This is a genomic window from Flavobacterium sp. MAHUQ-57, assembly GCF_051908335.1.
Lineage (GTDB): Bacteria > Bacteroidota > Bacteroidia > Flavobacteriales > Flavobacteriaceae > Flavobacterium.
The window spans coordinates 840,983-859,946 of sequence record NZ_JBPZTE010000006.1; the positions used below are offsets into that span (position 1 = coordinate 840,983).

The 18,964-nt window shown below is 35.4% G+C and carries 15 protein-coding genes; 7 read left to right on the plus strand and 8 right to left on the minus strand.

The window, feature by feature from the left end; all coding sequences use genetic code 11:
* Positions 1-63: 63 nt before the first annotated feature.
* The 8 genes from rpsA to ACS8MM_RS04275 all read right to left on the minus strand — a co-directional run bounded on the left by rpsA (position 64) and on the right by ACS8MM_RS04275 (position 11,109).
* Positions 64-1,830: a 30S ribosomal protein S1 gene (gene rpsA, locus ACS8MM_RS04240; protein WP_379713377.1), complete on the minus strand. Its 1,767-nt coding sequence runs from the start codon at positions 1,828-1,830 to the stop codon at positions 64-66.
* A gap of 274 nt (positions 1,831-2,104) precedes the next feature.
* Positions 2,105-3,475, minus strand: coding sequence for a nucleoside permease (locus ACS8MM_RS04245; RefSeq protein ID WP_379713380.1), 1,371 nt, complete (start codon positions 3,473-3,475; stop codon positions 2,105-2,107).
* Positions 3,476-3,547: 72 nt separating this feature from the next.
* On the minus strand, positions 3,548-4,243 hold the full coding sequence (gene cmk / locus ACS8MM_RS04250) for a (d)CMP kinase (protein ID WP_379713382.1): 696 nt from the start codon (positions 4,241-4,243) through the stop codon (positions 3,548-3,550).
* Between the two features lie 4 nt (positions 4,244-4,247).
* Positions 4,248-5,264, minus strand: a complete 1,017-nt coding sequence (porQ, locus tag ACS8MM_RS04255; protein WP_379713385.1) for a type IX secretion system protein PorQ — start codon at positions 5,262-5,264, stop codon at positions 4,248-4,250.
* Positions 5,265-5,353: 89 nt separating this feature from the next.
* Positions 5,354-7,804, minus strand: a complete 2,451-nt coding sequence (gene lon / locus ACS8MM_RS04260) for an endopeptidase La (protein ID WP_379713388.1) — start codon at positions 7,802-7,804, stop codon at positions 5,354-5,356.
* A 199-nt stretch (positions 7,805-8,003) separates the two neighbouring features.
* The gene (locus ACS8MM_RS04265; protein WP_379713391.1) at positions 8,004-8,891 is read right to left on the minus strand and encodes a hypothetical protein; all 888 of its coding nucleotides are present in this window, start codon (positions 8,889-8,891) and stop codon (positions 8,004-8,006) included.
* Positions 8,892-8,927: 36 nt separating this feature from the next.
* On the minus strand, positions 8,928-10,226 hold the full coding sequence (locus ACS8MM_RS04270) for an MFS transporter (protein WP_379713393.1): 1,299 nt from the start codon (positions 10,224-10,226) through the stop codon (positions 8,928-8,930).
* Positions 10,227-10,296: 70 nt separating this feature from the next.
* The gene (locus ACS8MM_RS04275) at positions 10,297-11,109 is read right to left on the minus strand and encodes a M48 family metallopeptidase (RefSeq protein WP_379713396.1); all 813 of its coding nucleotides are present in this window, start codon (positions 11,107-11,109) and stop codon (positions 10,297-10,299) included.
* Between the two features lie 157 nt (positions 11,110-11,266).
* Between ACS8MM_RS04275 and ACS8MM_RS04280 the strand changes: the two genes are divergently transcribed.
* The 7 genes from ACS8MM_RS04280 (at position 11,267) to ACS8MM_RS04310 (ending at position 18,930) form a co-directional block, all read left to right on the plus strand.
* Positions 11,267-12,121, plus strand: coding sequence for an alpha/beta fold hydrolase (locus ACS8MM_RS04280; RefSeq protein ID WP_379713398.1), 855 nt, complete (start codon positions 11,267-11,269; stop codon positions 12,119-12,121).
* A 94-nt stretch (positions 12,122-12,215) separates the two neighbouring features.
* On the plus strand, positions 12,216-12,605 hold the full coding sequence (gene msrB, locus ACS8MM_RS04285) for a peptide-methionine (R)-S-oxide reductase MsrB (RefSeq protein WP_379714994.1): 390 nt from the start codon (positions 12,216-12,218) through the stop codon (positions 12,603-12,605).
* Positions 12,606-12,670: 65 nt separating this feature from the next.
* The gene (locus tag ACS8MM_RS04290; RefSeq protein ID WP_379713401.1) at positions 12,671-14,443 is read left to right on the plus strand and encodes an AMP-dependent synthetase/ligase; all 1,773 of its coding nucleotides are present in this window, start codon (positions 12,671-12,673) and stop codon (positions 14,441-14,443) included.
* A gap of 11 nt (positions 14,444-14,454) precedes the next feature.
* On the plus strand, positions 14,455-15,501 hold the full coding sequence (locus tag ACS8MM_RS04295; RefSeq protein ID WP_379713404.1) for a proline iminopeptidase-family hydrolase: 1,047 nt from the start codon (positions 14,455-14,457) through the stop codon (positions 15,499-15,501).
* 67 nt (positions 15,502-15,568) lie between these two features.
* A complete protein-coding gene (locus tag ACS8MM_RS04300) occupies positions 15,569-15,952 on the plus strand; it encodes a hypothetical protein (RefSeq protein WP_379713407.1) in 384 nt (127 codons plus the stop codon).
* 136 nt (positions 15,953-16,088) lie between these two features.
* Positions 16,089-16,556 (plus strand): MarR family winged helix-turn-helix transcriptional regulator, encoded by a 468-nt coding sequence (locus ACS8MM_RS04305; RefSeq protein WP_379713410.1) that lies wholly within the window; start codon positions 16,089-16,091, stop codon positions 16,554-16,556.
* Entirely contained in the window at positions 16,540-18,930 is a 2,391-nt protein-coding gene (locus tag ACS8MM_RS04310; RefSeq protein WP_379713413.1) for a 3-hydroxyacyl-CoA dehydrogenase/enoyl-CoA hydratase family protein, read from the plus strand. The genes ACS8MM_RS04305 and ACS8MM_RS04310 overlap by 17 nt, the downstream gene beginning before the upstream one ends.
* Positions 18,931-18,964: the final 34 nt, after the last annotated feature.

Consider the following 18,964-nt stretch of genomic DNA (forward strand, 5'->3'; position numbering starts at 1 on the left):
GCGTTGATTGCAAAAAAAATCCCCACTGAATAGTGGGGATTTTACTATTTAGATAAAGAAAGATTATTTCTCCCCTTTTTCCATTTTAGCTTTCAATTCAGCTAATGCATCGATATCACCTAAAGTAGATGCCGGAGCATTGTTGCTTGAAGATGTAGTTTCAACAGAAGCTTTCACATTTTTCTCTTCTTCTTCACGGAAGATAGCAGTGTGAGAAGCAACTACTCTTTTGAATTCTTTGTTGAATTCAATTACTTTGAAATCAGCAGCTTCACCTTTTTTCAATTTTTTACCGTCTTCTTTTTCTAAGTGACGAGTTGGGATAAACGCAACTACATCATCTCCGAAATCTACAGTAGCACCTTTGTCAACGATTTCAGCAATTGTTCCGTTGTGGATAGTTCCAACAGCGAAAGCATCTTCGTGCTTATCCCAAGGGTTAGCAGTAGTTTGCTTGTGACCTAAAGATAATTTACGAGCATCAACGTCTAATTCTAAAACAACAACGTCTAATTTCTCACCAACGTTGATGAATTCAGATGGGTGTTTGATTTTCTTAGTCCAAGATAAGTCAGAGATGTATACTAAACCATCGATTCCTTCTTCTAATTCAACGAAGATACCGAAGTTAGTAAAGTTTCTAACTGTACCTGAATGCTTAGAACCTACAGGGTATTTAGAAGTGATATCAGTCCAAGGATCTTGCGACATTTGTTTGATACCTAAAGACATTTTTCTTTCTTCTCTGTCTAAAGTCAAGATAACTGCTTCAACAGTATCTCCGATTTTCACGAAGTCCTGAGCAGAACGTAAGTGAGTAGACCAAGACATTTCAGAAACGTGGATTAAACCTTCAACACCTTCTGCAACTTCGATGAAAGCACCGTAATCAGCTAAAACAACTACTTTACCTTTCACTTTATCACCAACACTTAAGTTAGCATCTAAAGCATCCCAAGGGTGAGCGTTCAATTGTTTTAAACCTAATTGGATTCTTGTTTTCTCATCATCGAAATCAAGGATTACAACGTTTAATTTTTGGTCTAATTCAAGAACTTCAGATGGGTGGTTGATTCTTGACCAAGATAAGTCAGTGATGTGGATTAATCCGTCTACACCTCCTAAGTCAATGAACACACCGTAAGAAGTAATGTTTTTAACAACACCTTCTAATACTTGTCCTTTTTCTAATTGACCGATGATTTCTTTTTTCTGTACTTCAATATCCGCTTCGATAAGCGCTTTGTGAGAAACAACAACGTTTTTGAATTCATGGTTGATTTTAACCACTTTGAATTCCATCATTTTGTTTACATATTGATCGTAATCACGGATTGGTTTCACGTCAATTTGAGAACCTGGCAAGAAAGCCTCGATTCCGAATACGTCAACGATCATACCACCTTTAGTACGACATTTAACAAAACCATTAACGATTTCACCTGTTTCATTTGCAGCAATAACTCTATCCCAAGCTTTGATTGTTCTCGCTTTTTTGTGAGATAAAACCAATTGACCTGTTCTGTCCTCACGGATATCGATTAATACTTCTACTTTGTCCCCTACTTTCAAGTTTGGATTGTAACGGAACTCGTTTAATGAGATAACACCTTCAGATTTTGCGTTGATATCAACAATAGCATCTCTTTCAGTAATTCTTACTACAACTCCTTCTACTACTTCTTCAGCATCTGTAGAGATGAAAGTTTTTGCTACTAGATCTTCAAATTCTTGTAAATTTTTAGCATCAACTGCATCAATACCTTCAGCATAGTTATGCCAGTTAAAGTCTGCTAAAAATTGTTCTTGTGTTTTGTTTAATTCAGACATGTCTGATAAATAATTTGTATTCTGATTCTCTTGGGTTTCTTGTTGTGATAGAAAAAACAGAAGCGTTTTACATATAAATGATTGATTACCTTAAGGAAACCCTACTCACCAAAAGGTGTGCAAAAGTAAGAATAATTATTTAATTACCAAAGCTTTGGTTTATATTATTAGAATTTTTGATTGTTGGATTATTGACCCGAAGAACAGAAAGATAAATAGATTGAAGAATCCAACATAAAAAAAGCCGGTAAAAACCGGCTTTATATTTTTTATTTTAGTGCGTTACACTCTCCACATCTTTAGGATTGTGCTTGTGTTTGAATAAAACCGCAAACGCAATAGCAATGATTAAAGCATACACTGCGAAAGAGAACCAGATAGGATTCCATTCTTTAATAAAAACTGGATTTTTTAAAACATTTCCTGCCAATACTTCATTTCCTCTCAATAAATTCTTTATTGCAGAATTATTACTATCTGTGTTCAGATAAGCTAATAAAGCATCCAAATTAACAAATTTTAATGTAAAAAACTTATCAATGATAATTCCACTCACAATACTACCCATTACTGCACCGAATCCGTTAGTCATCATCATAAACAAACCTTGGGCTGATGAGCGTATTTTTGAATCGGTAGTTGTTTCTATGAAAAGTGAACCTGAAATATTAAAGAAATCAAATGCCATACCATACACTATACAAGATAGAATAATCATCCATAATCCACCAGCAGGGTCGCCGTATGAGAATAAACCGAAACGTAACACCCATGCCAATAAACTAATCAACATCACTTGCTTGATTCCGAAACGTTTCAAAAAGAAAGGAATAGCCAAGATGAATAATGTTTCTGAAATTTGAGAAATTGACATGATGATTGTCGAATATTCAACTACAAAAGAATTTGTATACTGAGGCACATTTTTAAAGTCAGAAAGAAAAACATCTCCATACATGTTGGTTAACTGCAAAGCACCCCCAAGAAACATTGAAAAAATGAAAAACAATGCCATTTTGTATGTTCCGAATAACTTAAACGCATTAAGTCCTAATTTTTCAGATAAAGAGGCTTTTTCAGAAATCAATCTTTGAGGCACACATTTAGGAAGAGTAAAAGAATAAACGCCTAATGCAACGGCAGCAAAAGCAGAGATGTAAAACATGTTTGCTGAAGCTTTATTACCAGTCAAATTGGTAATCCACATAGCCACTATAAAACCGATAGTTCCCCAAACACGAATGGGTGGAAAGACTTTAATTACATCAAAATCATTATTCTTAAGAATTGTATATGCTACTGAATTTGACAATGAAATCGTAGGCATATAACACATCATTGCTCCAAAAATGACATAAAAAAAAGTGGTTGAATTTTCAACTTGAGGTAAAGTAGCAATAATAATCCCGCCTAAAATATGTAAGATTCCGTATAATTTTTCCGCATTAATCCATTTATCAGCAATAATACCTGTTAAGGCAGGCATTAAAATAGACGAAAAACCCAAAGTAGAAAAAATAGCTCCAAATTCTGCTCCACTCCAATGTTTCGTGTCAAACCAATAATTGGCAATAGTAATTAACCAAGCACCCCACACAAAAAACTGTAGGAAACTCATCAAGGTTAGTCTAAATTTAATATTCATAATTTTGTTTTGGTTTTTGTTTGATTTTAAAAGGGCGGTAAAGCTAACATTAAAATTCAAATTCGCAAAGAATTACATCGATTTCGTGATTTCTTTTTCTGCCAATTCTAAAACTTTTTGGAATTGTTCTTCACGGGTAAGATTTGAATTATCAATTTCTACAGCATCATCTGCTTTGACCAAAGGAGAATCACTTCTACTAGTATCAATATGATCGCGTTGTAGCACATTTTCAAGAACACGATCGTAAGAAACCAACTGACCTTTTTCTGTCAATTCATCAAATCGACGTTGCGCTCGTACATCGGCACTGGCATTCATGAATATTTTGAGTTCGGCATCAGGAAAAACCACCGTACCAATATCTCTACCATCCATCACAACTCCTTTGCCTTTACCCATTTCTTGTTGTTGCTTAACTAACATGGCTCGGACTTCAGACACTTCAGCTACCTGACTTACAAAACCGGACACTTCCAAAGTTCGGATTTGTTTTTCAACATTTTTATCGTTCAAATACATTTCAGCAAAGCCCAACTCCGGATTGAATTGAAATTTAAGATGAATGTTATGCAATTTTTGAACAAGAGCTTGCTTGTTAAATTCAAAAGCGTCAATAAAATTATTTTGCATAGCATACAAGGTCACAGCGCGGTACATTGCACCAGTATCCACATACACATAACCTAGTTTCTTAGCAATTTGTTTTGCTAAAGTACTTTTTCCTGTAGACGAAAAACCGTCAATTGCAATTGTAATTTTTTTCAATCTATTATAAATTAATCATCAAACCGAACTGACTTGTACTTGAAGCCAGAGTATATCTTGAATACGAATAATCAAATCGGAATTTATTGAAACGTATACCGAAACCAGCCGAAATTCCAGCAAAAGTTCGTTGTTCAACCAACTTTAATTCGGCGGCACGTCTGAAGTTGTAACTCAAACGAAAATTAATCCCTTTGGTAGGTAAAATTTCGGCACCAAAAATCACATGTCGGAACGCATTTCCAAAAAAAGTTACTTTTTCTTCAATTACTTCACCGTCAATTGTTTCTTCTCCTCGTGCTGGATTTGCAAAGGCCACTTTCCATTGTTGCAAGTTTTCCAATGTTAAATGCCATCGGATGGGCACATTTTCCAGTTCTTGAGAAACCCCAGCTATGATCTCTAGTGGCAACTTTTCTCTTTCACCATTGTACGTTGTAATTTGAGTTCCGAGATTTCGAATTACCAAACCATAATTTGTATTGGTTTTTTCATCTTTATAAATTGCACCCAAATCAGTAGCCACTCCTAACGAATTATAGCTTTCCAGAGTTGAAGAAATAAATTTTGCATTCGCACCAACATACAAATCGGTATAAGGAACATTATACGCATAACCTAAAGATAGGGCTACTTCTCCACCTGAAAATTCACCGGTAGCCTCCCCTTGTTCATTTCTTCCGTCAAATTTTCCGTAATTGATATAAGTAACCCCTGCATGAAACGTTTGCAAGTGTCTATCATAGGTATAGGCATAAGCCGCAGATCCATAACTCACATCCGCCAAATAGTTCACATAATTCAATCCGAGTCTACCACTCATCTCATCATTAATTGTGGCAGGATTGAATAAGGGCTGATTGACATCATAATCATAATTGGTAATGACCTTACCTCCCAAAGCGGCTTGTCTTGGAGATGCCACATTACTTAAAAACTGGTAAACACTCTTACCTCCTACTTGTGCAAAAGCCGAATAGTGAATTAAAAAAAAGATAAGAATACCGAATTTCTTTAGCATGGAATACGTGACAGATAATTATATATAACGTCGTGGCGAAGATATTATTTTTTACAAAAAAAACGGCTAAAAATTTTAGCCGTTTCACATTATAGTTTTTTCGCGTTCTTCACCTTGTCTTTAGTGATCGCAATTTCGAGTACTTCTGTCATATCATTTACATAATGAAAAGTAAGGCCTTCTAAATAATCCGCTTTGATTTCATCAATGTCGCGCTTATTTTCGGCACAAAGAATAATCTCTTTGATCTTTGCTCTTTTGGCGGCTAAAATCTTTTCTTTGATTCCACCTACCGGCAATACTTTTCCTCGTAATGTAATTTCACCCGTCATAGCCAGATGTTTTTTCACTTTCTTTTGCGTTAGTAAAGAAACCAAAGAAGTCAGCATAGCTATACCGGCACTTGGCCCATCTTTAGGCGTAGCACCTTCCGGTATATGAACGTGAATGTTATATTTGTTGAAAATTTCAGGGTTAATACCTAACAATTCCGCATTGGCTTTTACATATTCCATCGCAATGGTTATTGACTCTTTCATCACCGTTCCCATATTTCCTGTAAAGGTTAAGTTTCCTTTACCTCCTGAAATAATTGACTCAATGAATAAAATATCACCACCAACACTTGTCCAAGCCAAACCGGTTACTACACCAGCCGTTTCATTATTTTCATATTTATCACGCTCCAATTTTGGCGAACCCAAGACATCAATAATATCTTGATCTGTCACTTTTACATTGTACTCTTCTTCCAATGCGATCGACTTGGCTGCATTACGCACCATTTGCGCAATTTTTTTCTCCAATCCACGAACTCCAGATTCACGTGTATAGCCTTCTACCACTTTTTCTATTTGCTTTTTACCGATAGAAATTTGTTTTGAGGTTAATCCGTGTTCTTTGATTTGTTTCGGTACCAAATGCTGTTTTGCAATTTCTACTTTTTCTTCAATAGTATAGCCTGTCATGGTAATAATTTCCATACGGTCACGAAGTGCAGGTTGCACATTGGCGATATTATTTGAAGTCGCAATGAACAATACTTTTGATAAATCGTAACCCATTTCAAGGAAATTATCATAAAATTCCTTGTTTTGTTCTGGATCAAGCACTTCTAATAATGCAGATGACGGATCACCATGATTACTTATCGAAAGTTTATCGATTTCATCCAAAATAAAAACTGGATTGGATGTTCCTGCTTTCTTGATACTCTGAATGATTCTTCCCGGCATCGCACCAATATAGGTTTTACGATGTCCTCTAATTTCAGCTTCATCACGCAAACCACCTAAAGACATACGAACATACTCGCGTCCTAATGCTTCAGCAACAGACTTTCCAATCGATGTTTTACCAACACCCGGAGGTCCTGTCAAACATAAAATTGGGGATTTCATATCGTTACGCAATTTTAAAACTGCAAGATGTTCAATTATACGCTTCTTAACATCATCCAATCCAAAATGATCTCTGTCCAAAATTTGTTGCGCGCGTTTCAGATCAAAATTGTCCTTAGAAAACTTATTCCATGGCAATTCCAGGAATAACTCCAAATAATTGCGTTGTATTCCGAAATCGGGAGAATTAGGATTGGTACGTTGTAATTTTGAAATCTCTTTATCGAAATGTTTTCGGGTTTTAGCATCCCAATCCATTTCGGCCGATTTTTTGCGCATTTCTTCAATTTCCGCTTCATGTGAAACACCACCCAATTCTTCTTGAATGGTTTTCATTTGCTGTTGCAGAAAATACTCTCTTTGCTGCTGGTCCAAATCAAAACGTACTTTCGATTGAATATCATTTTTCAACTCCAATTTTTGAAGTTCAATATTCATAAATTTCAAAGTACTCAGCGCTCTATCTTTCAATTTATTTTCTTCCAACAAACCTTGCTTTTCGGAAGCATTCAGATTCATATTAGAAGAAACAAAATTGATTAGAAACGGATTACTTTCAATATTTTTAATTGCAAAAGTAGCTTCTGTTGGAATACTTGGACTTTCTTTGATAATTTGTATCGCCAACTCACGAACCGAATCGATTATTGCTTGAAATTCCTTGTCGTTTTTTCCCGGACGAACCTCGTCTACTTCTTTGATAGTCGCTCTAATGTAAGGCTCTGTTGTTGTAACCTTATCGATTTCAAATCTTTTTTTCCCTTGAAGAATAACAGTCACATTACCATCCGGCATTTTTAACACACGAAGAATACGAGCAACTGTACCCACCTTATTGATTTGGCTTTCGTTCGGATCTTCATCCTCTTCGTTTTTCTGCGAAACCACGCCAATAATTTTATCGGATGCATTGGCATCATTAATTAGTTTGATTGATTTATCTCTTCCCGCCGTAATAGGGATTACAACACCTGGAAATAATACCGTATTGCGCAAAGGTAAAATCGGCAAATCGGAAGGCAATTCTTCGTTATTCATTTCCTCCTCGTCTTCGGGAGTCAATAACGGAATTAAATCAGCTTCATGATCCAATTCCTGAAGTGACAAACTGTCAAGCGTAAGTATTTTTTGTTGGGACATATAAAAATTAAGTCATTTTGTCATTAAACATCGGCACTTTCCATTACAAAGATACTGCAATAAAAAGAGTCATTCTACTGTAAACCAATAAATAAGATAAATATTAACGGAGTCAGCATATTAAACAGACAAGTTTTATGCCATAAAAAAATCCCGATGTAAAAATCGGGATTATAAAGTTTGTTTTGTTGTTTAAAAGTTAATTGAAATAAGGGTCATTTAACTTATAATCAAAAGTACCATTCGTGACTTGATATGGACCTTGATTAGGTCCTCCTTCAGTCATAAAATTAGTGTACGTAAAATTAAAGGTTCCTTTAATTCTTTTTGTAGTCAAATTAAATTCAGAAATCGTAATTGAGCCACTTACAATATCTGTAGATGACACTGTAGGCAAATTTTGAATCAACCAAGCATTAGAACTAGGAGTGGAATAGCGGTCATGGTCTAACAAATCATAAGTACCTACTCTCCATTGTACTTCGGGAATCCAAATATTTAGTTGTAATCCATTCAAGCCATTACCTTGTAATTGTAGGTATCTATCTCCATTGAAATCATAATTAACATCCACCTCGTCTGAACCTCCAAAAGATCCTCCAAACCAAGTCGGTTTCATATTACTCATAGCTGTACCATTAAAAGTACCTGCCATAAATAAAGAAGGATTTCCTGTATTTACAGACGCTGTAGTAAAAGAAATTTGCTGTCCGTATGCTGTACCATGAGAATTCGTAGCATAAGCACGAACATAATAACGGGTATTAGCAGACAAACCTGTAATTGAAGTCGAAAAAATTCCAATTCCAGTTCCGTCTTCGGTTTTCGAATTTGAAATTGTTGGATTACCACTAGTATTCCAAACAACGCCTCTTTTTGAAATAGCTGATCCACCTTCAGAGCTTATTTCTCCACCCGAAGATGCTGTCGTGGTAAGAATACCTGATACGTTTTTAGTTGTTAATGTAGGTAAGGATTCATTATTAGTTGGGACTTCACCTTCATAAGGTTCTATTTCTCCACATGAAACCAACAGTGATACTAAGGCTATTATCATTGTATAGCCTATTTTTGGGACAAAATTCATTTTTTTAAAATTTAGCCTGCAAATATAAGATTATTTCTATTTTTTTTGAGGTACTCTCAAAAGCAAAATCAGACCAATAATAAAGAAGACTGCTAAAAAAACAATGGAGTTTCTCATAGATCCAGTAACCTGGTCTATGATTCCATAAATAGACATACCTATTACAATACCTACTTTTTCTGTCACATCGTAAAAACTAAAATAGGAAGCCGTATCCGTAGTTTCAGGTAAAAATTTCGAATAAGTTGAGCGAGCCAACGATTGAATTCCCCCCATCACCAAACCAACAAATCCGGCTATGGAATAAAATTCATTAGGCGTTTCAACAAAAAAAGCAAAGCCACACAAAGCCGCCCAAAACGCATTCAAGAATATTAAAACATTAATATTTCCATACTTTGCTGACGCTCTAGAAGTTAAAAAAGCACCTAGTACTGCAACAATCTGTATCACTAATATACTAATAATCAAACCAGTCACTTTCTGGCTTGGTGTTTCCCAAGCAATTTCCTGTTCTCCAAAATAGGTAGCCACTAGCATCACCGTTTGCACAGCCATAATGAATACAAAGTAACTCAGTAGATATCGTTTCAATACAACATTTTTCTTTACGTCATTCCAAACAATACCTAACTCTTTAAAACCATCTAAAACAACAGCTCTAGTTACTTTATGGCCGGTTGAAACTCCTTTAGGTAGATAATAATACGTAATATGACTAAAGCCAATCCACCAAATACCGGTCATCACAAACGAATACTTCATCATTTGCATACGTTCCGCATCGTCGTCAGCAAAAAACATTACCATCACTAAATTAACAACCAACAACAAAGTACTCCCAATGTAACCCATTGAAAAACCTCGGGCACTCACTTTATCCTGTTGTTCAGGATAAGCAATATCTGGTAAATACGAATTATAAAACACCAAACTTCCCCAAAAACCAATCAATCCAAAAAGATAAATCGTGTAACTCACAAAAAAGCTATTGATATCAAACCAATATAGCCCGATACATGACAACCCTCCCATATAGCAGAAAAATCGTAAAAAAACGAGTTTATTCCCAACGTAATCGGCAATTCCTGACAAAATTGGAGACATAAAAGCTACAATTAAAAATGCCAAAGCAGTAACAAAAGTAATCATGGCTGTGTCTTTAAAATGGTATCCAAAAACATCCACATAATCTCTTTTGGCGTCTGTAAAAATAGCTTTATAAAATATTGGAAATATGGCCGAAGCAATAACTAAACTGTATACAGAATTCGCCCAATCATAAAAAGCCCAAGCGTTTAATAGTTTCTTATCTCCTTTTTGAAGTTGCTCCATATTGTTTGTTTTTTGAATATAAAAAAAGTCCCTTAATAATGTAAGGGACTTCGAAAATACACTTTTTTTCTTATTTCACAGAGGAATTAAATTTTGCAGCCTCAGCTTTAATTCCAGGAATCCATGATTTGATATTATCAATACGAGTTTGGTTACTTGGGTGAGTGCTTAAAAATTCAGGTGGCGCTTGTCCACCAGATTGTGCTGACATTCTTTCCCAAACGGATACTGCATTTTCGGGCGCATATCCTGCAATAGTCATCAATAGCAATCCAATTTGATCCGCTTGCGTTTCATGGGCTCTGCTAAATGGTAACATTCCTCCTACTTGACTTGCTAACCCATAATATTGCATAAATTGCTGTTGCTCTTGTTCTGTCTTATTTCCTGTAGCTACAGCAACACCAACAGCTCCAGCCTGTTGTAATAATCCGGCACTCATACGTTGTTGTCCGTGATTCGCCAATGCGTGAGCCACCTCATGACCTAAAACTGCAGCTAAACCAGCATCGTCTTTAGTGATGGGTAAAATTCCGGTATATACTACAATTTTACCACCAGGCATACACCAAGCATTGACTTCCTTACTGTCAACCAATTTATATTCCCATTTATAATCTTTCAAATAATCTACATTTCCATTTGCTGTTAACCAACGTTCGGCAGCTACTTTAATCTTATTGGCTACCGCCTCTACCCTTTGTGCATCTTTGGTTCCGGTTACCACTTTATTTTCAGATAAAAACTGGCTATATTGTTGGAATGACATTGGAAAAATCTGACTATCGGGAACCAAGGCTAATGTTTGCTTTCCTGTAAACGGATTAGTAGCACAGGAATACACCAAAGCCAAAAGTCCAATTGAAACGACTATTCTTTTCATCTTAGTTAAATGTTTGTTGTTATTATACGTAAAATTACTACTTTTCATTCATTCCTTTTTACAAAATCTGAACGAATTTTATCATAATTTTAAGATTCAAATTCTATACCAAACGACAAAAAACCATTAAATTGCATACGATTTAAAGTAAAAAATTTTGAAACCAAAAAAAAATCAGGGTATCGAAGTCCCTAAACCATTGATATACACATTACAGTTCGTCCAATTTTTTTCAAAAGATTTAGTAACCAAAATTGGAGCTAGGATTTTCACGACACCTATAAAACACAAAGTGCCAAAACGTGAACATGAAATGGAGGCTAATGCCAAACAGGAAAAGGTGATGATTGCTAAAATTAATAAAGAAATAGTAACCTATCATTATGGAAACAGTAACAAAAAGGTACTATTGGTTCATGGTTGGTCTGGAAGAGGAACACAGCTAGTGAAATTTGCAGACGAATTAATAAAAAAAGGGTATTCGACAATAAGTTTTGATGCTCCCGCCCATGGAAAATCAACCACATCGACAACATTGATGCCTGAATTTATTGCATCGATTTTAGAATTGGAAAAAAAATACGGCCCATTTGAATTCGCTATCGGACATTCATTAGGAGGCATGTCATTATTAAATTCGGTAAAGCAAGGACTCAACATAAAGAAATTAATTGTGATTGGAAGCGGTGACAAAATCATTGACATACTTAAAGATTTCGTTTCAAAATTGAGATTGAATCCAATCATTGCGGAAAAAATGAAAGATCATTTTGAAAAAAAATTCGGCGAACCTATGGAAAGCTATGCGGCACATGAAGCTGCTAAAAATGTTGTGATTCCAACATTGGTTATCCATGATGAAAATGATTATGAAGTTCCTGTTTTTTGCGGTAGAAACATTCATAAAAATCTTCCCAACGGAGAACTTTTCATAACTCAAAAATTAGGTCATCGGAAGATTTTAGGCGACACAACAGTTATTAACAAATCAATATCATTTATTTATGATTAACATTTTAAAATACACCGTCCTATTGGTTTTCCTGTTTGTTTCATCGTGTCAAGGCCAGGAAAAAAAAACAACTTCTAAAAAAGAAATCAAAACCATGAAATACGCAGTAGAAAAAAGTGACGCTGAATGGAAAGAACAATTGGGTCCAGAACGCTATAGAATTCTAAGAGAAAAAGGAACAGAATATTCACATACTGGAGAGTACAATCTTCACTTTGAAAAAGGAACTTATGTGTGTGGAGGCTGCAGTGAGCCTTTGTTCACAAGCGATTCTAAATTTGAATCCCATTGCGGATGGCCTTCTTTCGACGAAGCTATTCCAGGCAAAATAGAATACAAGAAAGACTTAACTGCCGGGATGGTTAGGACTGAAATTTTATGTGCAAAATGTGGTGGCCATTTAGGACACATTTTTGACGATGGACCCACCAAAACAGGAAAGCGTTTTTGTGTTAATTCTGCATCACTCGATTTTAAAAAATGATAAAAAATTGTCATTCTTGTTAAATTTTTTTACTTTGCAATCCCAATTATATAGCGAACACCATAATGACCAAAATTACTCGATTATTTGATTTTCCTTATTATCAATTAGATAAACAAAATAAACCGGATGCCTTAGTAACAAAATACGACGGAGTTTGGGTTAAAACGTCCACACAGGAATATATTGACAAAGCCAATGCAGTTTCAAGAGCGCTTCTACGACTTGGAATTCAAAAAAACGATAAAATCGCCATAATTTCATCCAACAATCGAACGGAGTGGAATATTATGGATATCGGCGCTTTACAGACGGGAGCACAAACAGTGCCAATTTATCCGACAATTTCACAAGAAGATTACGAATACATTTTAAATCATTCAGAATCTAAATTTTGTTTTGTCTCAGATATCGAAGTATTGAACAAATTAAATGCTATCAAGCAAAATGTTCCATCGTTAACTAAAGTATTTACTTTTAACGAAATCGCAGGTGAGGCACATTGGTCAGAATTAGTAACACTTGGCGCAGACACTTCCAATCAAGACGAAGTTGAAGAACGTAAAAATAGCGTTCATCCAAATGATTTAGCCACCATTATCTACACTTCGGGAACTACCGGAAAACCTAAAGGGGTAATGTTATCTCACAGTAACATTGTCTCCAATGTAATTGACAGCTCGAGCAGAATTCCTTTTGCAGCTGGCAAAAACAGAGCATTGAGTTTTTTACCTGTTTGTCACATTTTTGAGCGTATGATATTGTATTTGTACCAATATTATGGCGTTTCAATTTATTTCGGTGAGTCAATCGAAAAGTTAAGTGACAATATAAAAGAAGTTAAACCTAATGTAATGTCAGCCGTTCCAAGACTTCTGGAAAAGGTTTATGACAAAATATATCAAAAAGGAACTGAATTAAGTGGCCTGAAAAAGAAGTTATTCTTTTGGGCAATTGATTTAGGCTTACGCTACGAACCTTACGGAGCCAATGGTTTTTGGTACGAATTTCAATTAAAAATAGCCCGAAAATTAATTTTCAGTAAATGGCAGGAAGGACTAGGCGGTAACCTAGATATGATGGTTTCAGGAAGTGCTGCTTTACAACCAAGACTAACACGCGTTTTTGCGGCAGCAGGAATTCCAATCATGGAAGGATACGGTTTAACCGAAACTTCTCCCGTTATCACCGTTAACGACCAACGAAATAAAGGTTTTAAAGTGGGCACCGTTGGAAAAGTAATTGACAACGTTGAAGTTAAAATTGCTGAAGATGGTGAAATACTTTGTAAAGGACCTAATGTAATGATGGGCTATTACAAAGATGAAAAATTAACCAGTGAAGTTATAACTGACGGCTATTTCCATACAGGTGATATTGGTGAATTTGACAACGAAGGTTTCTTACGAATTACAGACCGTAAAAAGGAAATGTTCAAAACATCAGGTGGAAAATACATTGCTCCACAGCTTTTGGAAAACACTATGAAACAATCCCGTTTTATTGAACAAATTATGGTAATTGGTGACGGTCAGAAAATGCCTGGTGCATTGATTCAGCCAAGCTTTGATTTTATAAAGGAATGGGCTGCTATTCATAAAATCGAAATCGGAAAAACCAACGAAGAAATTGTAGAAAACAAAGCGGTCATTGAAAGAATCCAACAAGAAATTGATACTTTCAATACCAAATTCGGAAATTGGGAAAAAATCAAGAGATTTGAATTAACTCCTGATATTTGGTCAATTGATGGCGGACAACTTACTCCTACCCTAAAACTGAAACGTAAAGTAGTTCTTGAAAAATACAAAGGACTTTACGATAGAATATATAACTAAAATATAACGTTATGAAACTTAATTTGCTTCTTTGTTTTTCGCTTATCACTATACTTTTGTTGGGTTGTAAAAACAAAGAAGACAACATTAAGGACAACTACTTCAGTTTCTCCCAAAGAGACGACCAAGCCACAGGAGGAATTAAAATGATTCCAATAAAAACTCCTGCTGGCGAATTCAAAGTTTGGACAAAACGCATTGGTAACAATCCAAAAATAAAAGTTTTATTACTTCATGGTGGACCAGGCGTAACACACGAATTGTACGAATGCTTTGATGGCTATTTCCCTAACGAAAGTATCGAATACATCTATTACGATCAATTAGGTTCCTATTACAGTGATCAACCTAACGATAATCGTTTGTGGACCAACGAACGTTTTGTAGAAGAAGTTGAACAAGTCAGAATTGCCCTTGGCTTAAACAAAGATAATTTCTATTTATTAGGACAATCTTGGGGCGGAATACTTGCCATGGAATACGCTTTCAAGTACCAGAAAAATTTAAAAGGCTTGATCATCTCCAACATGATGTCAAGTGCGCCAGAATATAATAAATATGCAGAAGAAGTCTTAGGTCCGCAATTACCAAAAGAAGTATTCGAACAAATTAAAAATTTTGAAAAAAACAAGGATTATAAAAATCCAAAGTATGCCGATTTACTTTTTAAATACTACTATACCGAACATATTCTTAGAAAACCACTAAACGAATGGCCTGAAGCCGTTAACCGTTGTTTCAAACATTTAAACCCGAATGTATATATTTATATGCAAGGACCAAGCGAATTCGGAATAACCGGTGATGCTACACTAAAAAATTGGGATGTAAGAAATCAATTGAAAAATATTACTGTTCCAACATTAGTCATTGGGTCAAAATATGACACAATGGATCCAAAACACATGGAATGGATGTCGAAAGAAGTTCAAAATGGCCGCTTTTTATACTGTGCAAACGGAAGTCATCTCTCACAATACGACGACCAAAAAACCTATATTCCTGGCGTCATTCAATTCCTCAAAGATGTAGATCAAAACAAGTTTTATAAAAAATAAACACCTCTAAACCAATTTGTTAGAATAAATTTATTAAATTCACTTTACTAACCAAAAACAAAAAAAGATGAATTTAAAAAATTTTATTATTGGGGGAATTCTAGGCGGTATTGTCGATTTTTTATTAGGCTGGGTTTTTTATGGAATGTTATTTAAAAACATCTATCCACCAAGTGAAAATGAAAATCTTACTTTTATTTTTTTAGGCTGTTTAACTTATGCCTTCTTATTGTCTTTCGTTTTTAACAAATGGGCACATATTGCAAAGTTTACAAGTGGAGTTACAGCGGGTGCAATCATTGGATTTTTTTATGGACTTTCAATGAATTTCTTTATGTATTCAAACATGGCATTCAACCCAACAAATATGCTACTTGATGTAGCCATCAACATATTCATGTCTGCAATAGTAGGTGGAGTTATCGGATTAATTTCCGGCAAACTGAAATAATTATAGAAAATTACACTTCAAAACTCCCTCAAACAAAGGGAGTTTTTTTATTTGTTATAAATTCTGATAAAAATTTTCATAATTTATTATGCGTGCATAATATTTTTTATTACTTTTGATTTACTAGAACAAATTTATGAAAGATAAAACTATAGACTATGTATTACGTGCAACCTGGCAAGCAGTATCACGTATGTACAACGAAGAGGCAACCAAATATGGTGGTTCGATGGCTGTAGGATTTGCACTTTTAAGTATAGATAAAGAAGACGGTACACCTTCAACTAACATTAGTAGTCGCATGGGAATGGAACCAACAAGTTTAACCCGAACGCTGAAATCAATGGAAGAAAAAGGATTAATTTACAGAAAACCAAATCCTGCCGATGGTAGAGGTGTTTTAATATACCTCACAAAGGAAGGAAAAGAAAAACGTGAATTATCAAAGCAAACCGTTCTTAAATTTAATGAAAGTGTCAGAAAGCATGTTTCGGATGAAAAAATCCTACACTTCATGGAAGTTGCCGAAATAATCAATGAATTAATTCAAGATAAAAACATATTCAATCAACCAGAAGAATTAGAAAATGAAAAGAGTTATTAAAAAAGTTGCGGTAGTTGGATCCGGTATCATGGGTTCAGGTATTGCTTGTCATTTTGCTAATATCGGTGTCGAAGTTCTATTACTAGACATTGTTCCTCGCGAACTTAACGAAATTGAGCAGAAAAAAGGTTTAACACTTGAAAATAAAGCAGTCCGCAACCGTATCGTAAACGATAGCTTGGCAGCCGCTTTAAAATCGAAGCCCTCTCCTATTTACGATCAAAAATTTGCAAATCGTATCTCAACAGGGAATTTAACTGATGATATTACCAAAGTCAAAGATGTAGACTGGATTATCGAAGTAGTTGTAGAACGTTTGGATATTAAAAAACAAGTTTTCGAACAACTTGACCAACACAGAAGACCTGGCACTTTAATTACTTCAAACACTTCTGGTATTCCAATCAAATTCATGAGTGAAGGAAGAAGTGAAGATTTCCAAAAACACTTCTGCGGAACACACTTCTTCAACCCAGCACGTTATTTGAAATTATTTGAAATTATCCCTGGTCCACAAACTTCATCAGAAGTATTGGATTTCTTGAATAACTACGGTGAACAGTTCTTAGGTAAAACTTCAGTTGTAGCTAAAGATACTCCGGCATTCATTGGAAACAGAATCGGAATCTTCGGAATCCAAAGTTTATTCCATTTAGTAAAAGAAATGGGATTAACGATTGAGGAAGTTGACAAATTAACTGGTCCGGTTATTGGTCGTCCTAAATCAGCAACTTTCCGCACAGTCGATGTAGTAGGTTTAGATACTTTAGTACACGTTGCTAATGGAATCTATGAAAACTGTCCAAACGACGAAGCACACGAATTATTCAAATTGCCTGATTTCATCAACAAAATGATGGAAAACAAATGGTTAGGAAGTAAAACAGGACAAGGTTTCTACAAAAAAGAAGGAAAAGATATTCTGTCATTAGACTTAAACACTTTAGAATATCGTCCTAATAAAAGAGCGTCATTTGCAACACTTGAAATGACAAAAACTATCGAAAAACCTATTGATAGATTTAAAGTACTAGTAAAAGGAACAGACAAAGCAGGAGAATTCTACAGAAAATCGTTCTCTTCAATGTTTGCTTATGTATCGAATAGAGTTCCTGAAATTACAGACGAATTTTACAAAATTGACGATGCCATGAAAGCTGGTTTCGGATGGGAAAATGGACCTTTCGAAATTTGGGACGCTATTGGTGTTCAAAAAGGTATCGAGTTAATGAAAGCAGAAGGTTATGAACCAGCTGCTTGGGTTAATGATATGGTGGCTAGCGGAAATACGTCTTTCTATACCGTAAAAGAAGGAGCGACTCATTTCTACAACATTGCTTCAAAATCTCAATCTAAAATTCCAGGACAAGATGCATTTATCATCTTGAACAATATCCGTGAAACTAAAAAAGTTTGGGGTAATGCAGATTGCACTGTTCACAACATTGGTGACGGAATCCTTAACTTAGAATTCCACTCAAAAATGAATACAATTGGTGGTGGTGTTCTTCAAGGAATCAATAAAGCTATCGATTTAGCCGAAAAAGAATACAACGGATTAGTAATTGGTAACCAAGCCGCTAATTTCTCTGTTGGTGCGAATATCGGAATGATTTTCATGATGGCGGTTGAGCAAGAATACGATGAGTTGAACATGGCCATCAAAATGTTCCAGGACACAATGATGCGCGCTCGTTACTCTTCAATTCCAGTTATTGCTGCTCCTCACGGAATGACATTAGGAGGTGGATGTGAACTTTCAATGCACGCTGATAAAGTAGTTGCTGCCGCTGAAACGTACATCGGATTGGTAGAATTTGGTGTTGGTGTAATCCCTGGTGGTGGTGGTTCTAAAGAAATGGCTTTACGTGCTGCTGATACATTCCGCAAAAACGACGTTGAATTAAATGTGCTTCAAGAATACTTCTTGACAATCGGTATGGCCAAAGTAGCAACTTCTGCTTACGAAGCTTTCGATTTAGGCATCTTACAAAAAGGAAAAGACGTTGTAGTTGTAAACAAAGACCGTCAAATTGCTGAAGCGAAGAAACATGCCTTATTAATGGCTGAAGCCGGTTATACACAACCAGCACGTCGCAAAGACATTAAAGTATTAGGAAAACAAGCTTTAGGTATGTTCTTAGTGGGAACAGATCAAATGGTAGCCGGTCAATACATCTCCGAACATGATCAGAAAATAGCGAACAAATTAGCTTACGTTATGGCAGGTGGTGATTTATCTGAACCTACATTGGTTACTGAACAATACTTGTTAGATATCGAAAGAGAAGCTTTTTTATCACTTTGTACAGAAAGAAAAACATTGGAACGTATCCAATTTATGTTAACTAAAGGAAAACCGCTTAGAAACTAGAAACAAGAATAAAGAAGCAAGAATAAAGAAATTT